Consider the following 889-nt stretch of genomic DNA (forward strand, 5'->3'; position numbering starts at 1 on the left):
CCTGGGCATCTATGAACTCGTGCGACGCCGATGCTCGACGATCCTGGTGGTCGACGCGGGGGCCGATCCCGAACGCAGGATGGGCGATCTCGCGGAGACGGTGCGCAAGTGCCGCGTCGACCTCGGCGTGGAGATCGATCTGCCCGAACTGCCGCTGCTGGAGGGCGACGAGCAGATGCAGTCGCTGCAAGGCTACGCCAAGGGCGTCATCCACTACGACCTGATGGACCCGGCGCAGGACGGCACGCTGATCCTGATCAAGCCCTCCATGACCCGCAGCCGCGACGAGCCGGTGGACGTGCTGAACTACGCCTCGCAGAACCCGCCCTTTCCGCAGCAGGCGACCTCGGACCAGTTCTTCGACGAGAGCCAGTTCGAGAGCTATCGCAGGCTCGGGGCCTTCATCGCCGAGGAGTGCCTGAACCAGCATGGCGCGCTGTTTCCGCCGCGCCCGGCCGGCCCCGCGCCCGCGCCGGTGGCGCAGCCGGCCGAACCGGCGGCCCACTCGACCCGGTTCGTGGGGCGGCTGCTGTCCCTGTTCGGGCGCCCCAAGGCCAGGCCGCTGCCCTCGCGCGACGGTGCCCTGGTCGACATGCATGGGGTGGCGCTGTTCCTGAGCCTGGTCGTGATGCTGCTCTTCGGCATCTTCGACGCGCTGTACTTTGGCGGCAGCACGAGGTTCTGCGTGACGCGCGCGGCCTGCGAGACCTCGCTCGCGCCCTTCTTCGAAGTGGGGCGCGCATCGCCGATCCGCTTCATGGTGCGCGCCGGCGTGGACAACCTCTTCGTGCTGCTCTACGCGACGATGTTCATCTCCGGCTTCCTGGTCGCGCTGCAGCGGGCCTCCGCGCCGACCTTCGCCAGAAGATACGTGCTGCCGGTGCTGTGC

The 889-nt window shown here is 68.8% G+C and carries 1 pseudogene; it reads left to right on the top strand.

Annotated features, from left to right (window positions below):
- Positions 1–889: pseudogene (locus tag AC1DTN_RS37430) on the top strand (hypothetical protein); the annotation flags it as partial.

This window comes from Rhizobium sp. 01T444 (assembly GCF_056398305.1).